This window comes from Phenylobacterium sp., from assembly GCF_030654915.1.
GTDB lineage: Bacteria > Pseudomonadota > Alphaproteobacteria > Caulobacterales > Caulobacteraceae > Phenylobacterium.
In genome coordinates, this window is the sequence record NZ_JAURWM010000057.1 from 1 (window position 1) to 8,941 (window position 8,941).

Annotated in this window: 10 protein-coding genes and 1 pseudogene; 7 read left to right on the top strand and 4 right to left on the bottom strand. The window is 66.0% G+C overall.

The genetic code is table 11. The features are described from left to right. The 5 genes and pseudogenes from Q7T84_RS02570 to Q7T84_RS02590 all read left to right on the top strand — a co-directional run. Window positions 1-495: pseudogene (locus Q7T84_RS02570) on the top strand (glutamate-1-semialdehyde 2,1-aminomutase); the annotation flags it as partial. Window positions 496-502: 7 nt separating this feature from the next. Then, entirely contained in the window at window positions 503-1,933 is a 1,431-nt protein-coding gene (locus Q7T84_RS02575; protein WP_304806098.1) for an amidase, read from the top strand. 32 nt (window positions 1,934-1,965) lie between these two features. Further along, a complete protein-coding gene (locus Q7T84_RS02580) occupies window positions 1,966-2,793 on the top strand; it encodes an outer membrane beta-barrel protein (protein WP_304806099.1) in 828 nt (275 codons plus the stop codon). Window positions 2,794-2,929: 136 nt separating this feature from the next. Beyond that, entirely contained in the window at window positions 2,930-3,262 is a 333-nt protein-coding gene (locus tag Q7T84_RS02585) for a hypothetical protein (protein WP_304806100.1), read from the top strand. After that, window positions 3,259-3,957 carry a DsbA family protein gene (locus Q7T84_RS02590; RefSeq protein ID WP_304806101.1) on the top strand — a complete coding sequence of 233 codons (699 nt, stop codon included), beginning with the start codon at window positions 3,259-3,261 and terminating at the stop codon, window positions 3,955-3,957. The genes Q7T84_RS02585 and Q7T84_RS02590 overlap by 4 nt, the downstream gene beginning before the upstream one ends. On the opposite strand, the gene Q7T84_RS02595 is transcribed toward Q7T84_RS02590, so the two are convergent. From Q7T84_RS02595 to Q7T84_RS02610, 4 genes are all read right to left on the bottom strand, one after another. Beyond that, the gene (locus tag Q7T84_RS02595; protein WP_304806103.1) at window positions 3,954-4,649 is read right to left on the bottom strand and encodes a cytochrome b/b6 domain-containing protein; all 696 of its coding nucleotides are present in this window, start codon (window positions 4,647-4,649) and stop codon (window positions 3,954-3,956) included. The genes Q7T84_RS02590 and Q7T84_RS02595 overlap by 4 nt on opposite strands. Beyond that, the gene (locus Q7T84_RS02600) at window positions 4,627-5,097 is read right to left on the bottom strand and encodes a cytochrome c (protein WP_304806104.1); all 471 of its coding nucleotides are present in this window, start codon (window positions 5,095-5,097) and stop codon (window positions 4,627-4,629) included. Before Q7T84_RS02600 ends, Q7T84_RS02595 begins: the two co-directional genes overlap by 23 nt. Window positions 5,098-5,199: 102 nt before the next feature. After that, window positions 5,200-7,239, bottom strand: coding sequence for an AsmA family protein (locus tag Q7T84_RS02605; protein WP_304806105.1), 2,040 nt, complete (start codon window positions 7,237-7,239; stop codon window positions 5,200-5,202). A 53-nt stretch (window positions 7,240-7,292) separates the two neighbouring features. After that, on the bottom strand, window positions 7,293-7,853 hold the full coding sequence (locus Q7T84_RS02610; RefSeq protein ID WP_304806109.1) for a sugar transferase: 561 nt from the start codon (window positions 7,851-7,853) through the stop codon (window positions 7,293-7,295). Between the two features lie 164 nt (window positions 7,854-8,017). Between Q7T84_RS02610 and vapB the strand changes: the two genes are divergently transcribed. Beyond that, complete coding sequence (gene vapB, locus Q7T84_RS02615) at window positions 8,018-8,239, top strand: type II toxin-antitoxin system VapB family antitoxin (RefSeq protein ID WP_304806106.1); 222 nt, start codon at window positions 8,018-8,020, stop codon at window positions 8,237-8,239. Then, on the top strand, window positions 8,239-8,673 hold the full coding sequence (gene vapC, locus Q7T84_RS02620) for a tRNA(fMet)-specific endonuclease VapC (protein WP_304806107.1): 435 nt from the start codon (window positions 8,239-8,241) through the stop codon (window positions 8,671-8,673). The genes vapB and vapC overlap by 1 nt, the downstream gene beginning before the upstream one ends. The last annotated feature ends 268 nt before the right edge of the window (window positions 8,674-8,941 follow it).

The following is an 8,941-nucleotide window of genomic DNA, read 5'->3' on the forward strand; positions in this document are numbered from 1 at the left end:
GCCAACGGCCACCCGATCTCGGCCCTGCTGGGGTCAGAAAAGGCCCGTGCGGCGGCGGCCTCGATCTATGTCACGGGCTCGTTCTGGTTCCAGGCCGCGCCGATGGCCGCGGCGCTTGAGACCCTGCGCCTGGTCCGAGACACCGACTATCTGGAGCGCATCGAAACCCTCGGCGACCGCTTGGCGACCGGGCTTGTCGAGCGGGCCGCCGCGGCGGGCTTTAGCCTGCGCTGCTCTGGCCCCACGCAGATGCCGCTTTATCTGTTCGACGACGATCCCGACCTGCGGAAGGGTTTCTGCTGGGTCTCAGAGATGCTGGCGCGCGGCGTCTACATGCACCCCTGGCACAATATGTTCCTCTGCGCGGCGATGACGCCGGCCGACATCGACCAGGCACTGGACGCCGCCGACGGCGCCTTCGCGGCTCTGAAGCGCGAAGCTCCGAGTCTCGCGCCGGTCGAGAAACTCGCATTCCTCTCAGGCGGTCAAAGGTAAGGGCGACATGGCGATCGACGACTATTCCGAACACGACGGCCTCTCGCTCGCATCCCTGGTCGCCAGGGGCGAGGTGACGCCGCTTGAACTGGTGGACGCCGCCATCGCGCGGATCGAGCGCCACAACCCAGCCCTCAACGCCGTGGTCTACAAGGCCTATGACGAGGCCCGCGACAGGGCCAAGGGGCCGCTGCCGGAAGGGCCGTTCAAGGGCGTGCCGTTCCTGATCAAGGACCTGGGCATGCCGGTAGCCGGCTGGCCGCGCAGCTATGGCAGTAGGTTCGCCCGCGGCGTGGTCGACGCCGAGGACGGCGACCTCACAGGTCGCTACCGCGAGGCGGGCGTCATCCCGCTCGGCAAGACCAACACCCCGGAATACGGCATCACCGGCACGACCGAGGGCGCCTATCTGGGCGCCTGCCGCAATCCCTGGAACCCCGACCACATTTCCGGCGGCTCATCCGGCGGGGCGGCCTCGGCCGTCGCGGCCGGCATAGTGCCCCTGGCCCACGCTTCAGACGGCCTCGGCTCAATCCGCATCCCAGCCGCATGCTGCGGCCTGGTTGGACTGAAGGTCACCCGCGACCGCAATCCGAACGGGCCGCAGGACACCGCCTACGCCATGGGCTTCACCGTCGACCACGTGGTGACCCGCACCGTGCGCGACTCCGCCGCGATGCTCGATGCGACCGGACTCCCACGGGCCGATTCCCCTTTCGCCGCGCCGCCCAAGGAACGCCCCTATACCGAGGAGATCGAGCTCAGCCCCGGCAGGCTGCGCATCGCCTGGTCGTCGGAGACTCCGTCCGGCCGCCCGATCCACCCCGAGATCCAAGCCGCCTTGGAACGCACGGCCGCCCTGTTGGAGGGTCTAGGTCACGAGGTGGTCGAGAAAGGCCTCGGCATCGATTATCGAGCGCTCTACGCCGCCCGCACGCCAGTTTCGGCCGCTAATTTCGCCGCAGACATGGCCCGGTTGATCGAGCAGGTCGGCCGCGAGCCCGAGCCGGACGAACTGGAGCCCCTGACCTGGGCCTCGTTGAAGGGAGGCCGCAAGGTCACCGGCGAGCAAACCTTCCGCGGTTGGCAGGACCTGCGAGTGCTTAATCGCCAGACCCTCGCCTTCTTCGAGGACTGGGACGTCTATCTCTGCCCGGTGCTCGGCACGCCAGTCCCTGAGGTCGGGCTGATCGACCCCGTGGCGTTGGAGCCGCGCGAGGTGAACCGCCGCCAAGGCGAGGCCTTCCCCTACACCCCGCCGTTCAACTTCTCTGGCCAGCCGTCGCTCTCCTTGCCGCTGGAGATGTCCGCGAACGGCCTGCCCGTCGGCATGATGTTCACCGCCCGTTTCGCCGACGAGGCCACGCTTTTCCGGTTGGCCGCCCAGCTGGAAAAGGAGGCGCCGTGGAAGGCTCGCAAGCCGATGGTTTGGGGCTAGCGGCGGCACGGCCGGATCGAGCAGGAGCAGAGATGAACAGAATTTCCCTGAGTATCGCCTTCACCACCGGGTTGCTGGCCAGCAGCCTCCTCGCTGTCCCGGCGAGCGCCCAGGCGCTGCAGTCCCGCTACTGGGTCGAGGCCTCGGCCTTCTGGCCGGACATCGACACAAACGTCAGCGTCTCGACGCCAGGCGGCCGGGTCGGCACCGATATCAGTCTGGAATCCGATCTTAACCTGCGCGATCGCAAGACCCTGCCGGCCTTTCTCGCGGGCGCCAGGCTCTGGGATCGCGTGACGATCATCGGCGAGTATTACGCTCTCAATCGCAGCGGATCGGCCTCGGTAGCGCGTGACATCACCTTCGACGACGTCACCTACCCGGCTGGGGCGCGGGTCAACAGCTCGTTCGAGTCCGACGTCTACCGCCTGGCCTTGGGCTACTCGTTCATCCGCCGGGAAAATCTCGAACTGGGCGCGGCCATCGGGCTGCACGCGACGAACTTCGAGGCCACCCTGTCTGGGGACGGACAGGTCGGCAATATTCCCGTGCAGAACCAGCGACGCACACGCGACCTGATCGCGCCCATGCCCACGGTCGGCCTCTATGGCGGCTACCAGGTCACCCCGCGCCTCACCCTCGCCGGACGCGTCGACTACATGTCGCTCAGCTCCGGGAAGTACGACGGCAGCATCCTCAACACTGAGGCCAGGGCCAGCTATCGCGTCTGGAAGAACGTCGGGGTCGGCGCGATGTATCGCTATGTCGACTACGACTTCGACGTGGAGAAAAAGCGCTGGACGGGGCGGCTCGACTACAAGTTCAGCGGACCCGCCCTATTCCTTCAGGCCACGTTCTAGGGGTCGTCAAATTCGTGAGGGGCGAAATGGTCCGGTTCGCCTGCCGATCCACACGCCTCTCAACAGGAAGATCACCTCAGCCGTTGGCCCGGCCCTCGCCGCGCGCTAGTTTGGCCCCAGATTCTAGGAGTGATCGATGAGCGACCAGATCGAACGGCCCTGGGCCCTGATGCGCCACCATGCGGGCTGGGCCGACGTCTTCCACATCGACAGCGAGAGCGCGGACTCGATCACGGGCTTCTATCCTGATCGCGAAACCGTCGGTCCGCCGGTGAACTACAGCGTCCGCGCCGTGCTCGCCCGCTTCCCGACAATGGAAGCCGCCCGCGCCGCCCGCGAGGGTGCGGTGCTGGAATGGCGCAAGCACGACGCCGAGGTCCGCGAGGCCGAAACCAAGCTTCGTGAGGCCGAGAAGGCCCGTGAAGACGCCTGGCTCAACTGCCTACGTGGCGCCGCCAACGGCGGGTGACTTCGGCTACACCGCGGCGCGGCCTGCTATCGCTGGTCGAGCGCCGCCCCAAACTGACCCTGTTGATGGCGGTCCTCGTCGGCCTGGCGGCGACCGCCATCTTCCAAAACCTTCCACGGGAAGGGCGCAAGCTCGCCCTGACCCCTGTCGTGGAAACGGTCCTCGAAGACCCGGGCTCGCCGCGCGCCGGCGCCGCTGATCCCGACGTCACCATCGTCGTCTTCACCGACTATCAGTGCTCTGTTTGCAAGGCGACGGCGCCGGCTCTCATGCAGTTGCTGGCTGACGACAAGAAGGTCCAGGTCATCTTCAAGGACTGGCCGATCCTCGGCGAGGCTTCCACGCTCGCCGCGCGCACCGCCCTGGCCGCCCACCGCCAGGGCAAATATCTGGCTTTTCACAGCGCCCTGATGGCCGCGCCGACGAGGCTGGACGCCGACCACATCCGCCGGATCGCACTCTCGGTCGGCATCGACGTCGACCAACTCGCCGCGAATGAAAAGACCTACGCGGCGGAGATCGACGCCCAACTCACCCGGCATGCGAACCAGGCCTTCTCACTGGGCCTGCGCGGAACGCCGTCCTACCTGGTCGGACCCCATTTGATCGAAGGCGGACTCAACGAGGCGCGCTTGGCCCAGGCCGTCGCCCGCGCCCGCGCCTCCGGACCGCCACGCGCCCCGACCGCGCCCTAAAGTCGGCCACCCTTGGCGATGAACCAGGCCACCGCTACCGCGAGGACGACGCCGATCACCAGGCGAATGATCGAGGCCGGCCGCAGGGCCTCGATGGGCAGTTGGTGCTTGCCGGTGATCATCGCCCCGATCAGGTTCTGACGCTTCCACAGCCAATAGTAGCCGATGGCCGCCAGGTGCAGGACGACCAGCCCCTGGACGACGCGGAACGTCGTCTCATGCAGTTCAGCGGCCACGCGACTCGCATCGAAATCGACCAGATGCGACAGCGGTCCTGACTCCAGGCCATCGATGTCGCTGGCGAACAGCCCCAGCCCGACCTGCACCAGCAAAGCCGCCAGCATCGCCAGGACGCTCCAGGCGCCCAACGGATTGTGGCCAGGCGTTCCGCTCGGCTCTCTCGACCCCAGCGTACGCGCATAGGCCAGTGTCGCCTTCGGCCCCTTGAGGAAACTCGCGAACCGCGCGGTCGAACCGCCAGCCACGCCCCACCAGAGGCGGAACACCAGCAGGCCGATCACGCCATAGCCCGACCACCGGTGAACCTGCATGTTTTCGCCAGCCGTAAGCCACGACACCAACAGCAGGACCACCAGCCCCCAGTGAAAGATACGTGTGGGGCCATCCCACAACCGGGCGCCCTCGCGGGACGCCGCACCACTCGCCACCCTAGTCCTCGGCGCGATAGGCATCGTGGCAAGACTTGCAGGTCCCGCCGACCGCGCGGACCTGTGTCTTGACCGCGTCGAGGTTCCCGGCGGCGGCGAAGGTCTGCAGCTTGCCGGCCTCGGCCTGCAACGCGCCGCCGGCGGCGGCGAACTTGGCCGGCTCAGTCCAGATCGCCGGTTTGGCCTTGGTCTTGAAACCCGCCTCGGAGCCCGAGCCCTTCGGGAACCACTTAGGAATCTGCTGGGCCTGAGTGTTCACCACCGCTGAATTGGCCGCGATCAGCTTCATATCCGGCGAGGCCTTCTTGAGTTCCTCGTTGATAGCCTTGAACGCCCCGCCCATTTTCTTGTAGCCGGCCTGCCGGGTGGCGATGGCGGTCTCGGCGGCCGAGGCGGCGAGCGCGCCGGTGGCGGTCAACGCAAGCACCAGCGCAATGGCCGCGCGGCTCGTCTTGGCATGGCGTTCGGACATCAACGGCCTCCCCTTGATCATTCAGAAATAGATATTCGAACTTTGGGGTGACCCTACCAGGGCGTCAATCGACCATCGCTCCGCACGCTCAACGGGCGCTCATTAACGCGGCTTGACCGTGCGAACAGGCGCGCCCTGCCGGCCGGACTCGGCGATCAGCGCCCCGCACGAAGCGTCCTTGGCAAGGCCCAGATCAATGAACGGCAAGATCACGGCCACTGCGGTCACCGCTGTCAGGAGAGCGGCGATGCCGCCCTGAGCCACGGCGGTTCCGGCCTCCACGCCGATCTTGGGTCCCTTGATGGGACCCTTGATGGTGATCGGCGCCATCACCCGGATCAGCCGCGGCTCCTTGGCCTGGCCGACAATACGGAAATCGATCTTCTCAGTCCGAAGATTGATCGTGCCCCTTCCGGTTCCCAACACAGGCTCGGTGTCGAACACGATGTGATTGGCGGTCAGCACGCCGTCCTTCGCCTGGAAGTGAGCGACAGCGCAGCGCATGCCGACCTTGCTCTGGTCCTTGGCCAGCAACAGCCCAAGGCCCTTGGTCACATTGATTCCCAGCAATTCGGCGAAAGCCTCGCGGATTTCGCCGCCTGGCGCCACGGCCAACACCTCGCCGTTGGCGTTGGCCGCCGCCTGATGGACCGAGGCGCCCGCCCCGGTCAGCTTCACCCTGCCAACCAAGCTCCCAGTGAGCGGCGTCCCGCCGCCGGTCTTGATTGGCAGAAGCTGTTCTAGGCGGGCGTTCGACAGGCGCACGTCAATGCTGGAGACCGGGATGTCCTTGCGCGCGTCGAGCCTCACCTGCCCGGCGATGTTGCCCTGGGGCAGATCAAAGCGCAGCGGATCGGCGATTAGCAGGCCGTCGTTGAGCTTCACGCGAACAGACGCCGAGCGCAGCGGCAGATGCGGCGCCCGGATGCTGGCGGCGCGATACTTCACGTCGGCGTCCATGGCGCGGATGCGATCCACCTTCAGCGTGGCGTCCGGCAGCAGACGCTGCTGAGCGATCATCCGCCGCGCCACGACCTTCTGATCATCGGAAAGCGTCTCGCCGGGCGCAGCGGACGGCGCGCCGCCGAAGACCGCGGCTAAATCGTCGAAGTCCAACAGCTTAGACCGCAGATCGCCGCGCAGGAACGGGCGCTCGCCCCCGGTGTCCACCGACAGGTCGCCGGCCATGTCGCTGTCGCCCACCTTCCCGCCCAGCCCGCCAATCTTCCAGAGCTTCACCTCCCGGGAAAGCTTGCCGGCCAACCGGTACGGCGGCGTGTTCGGCAACGGCACGCCGATCAGGTCATAGAGATCGGCCAGATCGGGGCCGCGAGCGGTGAAGTCGGCGTGGAAGCGGCCAAGATCGAAAGGCTTTGGGATCGCGCCCTTGGCGGTGATCCGCGTGGCGCCCGCGCGCACCTCGGCGGTGAACGGATAGGCCTTGTCCGGATCGACATTCACCAGGGGACCGCCCGCCAGATCGAGGACGAATGGCTCCCCATTGATTGAACCACGCCCAGCCATGGCGAACCCCTGGTTGGCCGCGCCCAAGCGTTCGGTGGCGTTGATGGTCGCATCCAGGCTCAGCCGCCGCTTTGCGTCGGAATACTTCAGGCGGCCGTCGTCGATGACGAACCGGCGCACTGGCGGCATCTTGAACGGCTCCTTGTTCTTCTGTTTGCCGTTCGAAAAGTCCCAGTTGGACCGCCCCTGACGGTCGCGAACCAGCGCTACCTTCGGCTTGTCGATCTCCAAGCGCAGCAGCACCACCCGGCCGTAGAGCAGAGGCAGCGCCTTGACCTGCACCTCCAGTTTCTCGATCTCAGCCATCGGCGCCTTGCCGGCCCAGGCTGGGTTGCCGATACGGATCTTCCGCACCGTGGCGCTGGGCGTGAACGTAAGCGCATCCACGTCCAGATCGCCCAGGATCGCGATCTCCCGCCCGGCCTTCATCGATGCGAACCGCGAGATCGGCCCGCGCAGGTAATTCCAATCGAAGAAAGCCAGAAAGAGCACGAAGGCGCCGACCACGACCGCAAGCGTTCCGCCGGTCCAGGCCAACCCACGCCGATGGCGCCGCGCCCAGTCGCGCAAGCGGTTCGGGAAGGTCTGTGGCGCTTGGATCGGGGGTTCAAACGGCAATATCTGGCTCCGGAGGTCAGTCCGAAACGCGCCAGACCGCCGGTGGTTGTGTCCTAGTGCCGGACGCCCTGTCCTGACAACGCCGCATGCAGGGTTGTGAAGATGATCTTCAGGTCAAAGACGAACCCTTGAAGATCAAGATAATCGGCGTCGAGCCGGGCCTTTTCCTCGATCGGCAGATCGTCGCGTCCGTTGACCTGGGCCCAGCCGGTGACACCAGGTCGCAGCGCCTCGACCCCGGCCGCGGTCCGCAGCGCCACCAGGTCGTCCTGGTTGAACAGCGCCGGGCGGGGCCCCACCAGGCTCATATCGCCGATCAGCACGCTCCAGAGCTGCGGCAGTTCATCAAGGCTGGCGCGGCGCAGGAAACGGCCCAGCGGCGTGATCCAGGCCTGCGGATCAGCCAGCAAGTGGGTGGCCACGTCCGGGGCGTCGGTCCGCATGGTTCGGAACTTCGGCATCAAGAAGATGCGGTTGAACCGCCCGACCCGCCGCGACCAATGGATGGCCGGACCAGGGCTATCCAGTCGGACAGCCAAGGCGATCACGGCCAGCACTGGCGAGAGGACGAGAAGTCCCCCCAGAGCCGCCGCGATATCGAACGCCCGCTTGATCACGCTGCCTCGTCCCCGCCGCAAGCCTGCAGGCATAGACCGAGCAGGCCAATCTCGCCAAGTGCAGATGGTGCAGTCGAGCCGCCTGGGCTCAGGAGGCACGCCTGAGCCCCTTGCACGCCACCAGACCGGGATATACATTTGGGATATCCAAGAGGGCTCACATGACCCGAACAACTCTCTTCCAATCCAATCGTTCGCAAGCGGTCCGCCTACCCAAGGATGTCGCGTTCCCTGAGGGCGTCAAATCTGTGACCGTGCTTCGAGATGGAAAACGTCGCGTGATCGTCCCGTCGGACGCTGCATGGGACGACTTCTTTGACGCGCCGGGAATCGATCTCGGTGATCGGACGCAGCCGACGCCGCAAAATCGCGAGAGACTCTAGTGCTCCGCTACCTTCTCGACACGAACCTTTGCATTCGCGTGCTTAGGGATCGGCCGACGGTGGTCCGTGATCGTTTCAACCTTGCGGCCGACGCCCTGTGCATTTCGACGATCGTACTCACAGAGCTTCTGCACGGCGCAGCCAAATCTGCCAGGCCAGAGCACAATCGAGGTGAGGTGGAACGGTTCGCCGCTCGATTGGAGGTGCTGCCTTTCGACAATGCAGCTGCAGACCATGCCGCGGACATACGAGCCACTTTGGAGCGTCAGGGCCAGCCGATTGGAGGCTACGATCTGCTGATCGCCGGACACGCACGAAGTCGTGGACTTATCGTTGTCACGGGAAATCTTGCGGAGTTTACGCGTGTCGCCGGCCTAAGATGTGAGGACTGGCTAGAAGCGGGTTCCTACTCGCCAGAGCATTCTGCGACCTGACTAAATCAGGCGAATTCCAACCTATCGAACGAGCGCCGCAAGCTATGCGCTGGTGATGGGGCCGGCATGGATGAGCAGGGCGTCGTCGGCACGCGTGCGGCGATGGTCGGGGGCATATCCTGGCGTGGCGGTTCGGTTTGAGGTGAGCGCGACGCGCCGGCTGAGCCGCCTCTTTGTCAGTCGCCAAACGCCCTCACCACCGGCCGGGCTAGGCGGTGGTCCAGACGCGGGCCATCCCCTTGTCGCCTAGACGGCTAACCGTCCACTC

What these genes read in the sequence shown, in the direction of transcription:
- Q7T84_RS02575 (WP_304806098.1), top strand. Translation starts at nt 503, where the DNA reads ATGGCGATCGACGACTATTCCGAACACGACGGCCTCTCGCTCGCATCC.
- Q7T84_RS02580 (WP_304806099.1), top strand. Translation starts at nt 1,966, where the DNA reads ATGAACAGAATTTCCCTGAGTATCGCCTTCACCACCGGGTTGCTGGCC.
- Q7T84_RS02585 (WP_304806100.1), top strand. Translation starts at nt 2,930, where the DNA reads ATGAGCGACCAGATCGAACGGCCCTGGGCCCTGATGCGCCACCATGCG.
- Q7T84_RS02595 (WP_304806103.1), bottom strand. Translation starts at nt 4,649, where the DNA reads ATGCCTATCGCGCCGAGGACTAGGGTGGCGAGTGGTGCGGCGTCCCGC.
- Q7T84_RS02600 (WP_304806104.1), bottom strand. Translation starts at nt 5,097, where the DNA reads ATGTCCGAACGCCATGCCAAGACGAGCCGCGCGGCCATTGCGCTGGTG.
- vapB (WP_304806106.1), top strand. Translation starts at nt 8,018, where the DNA reads ATGACCCGAACAACTCTCTTCCAATCCAATCGTTCGCAAGCGGTCCGC.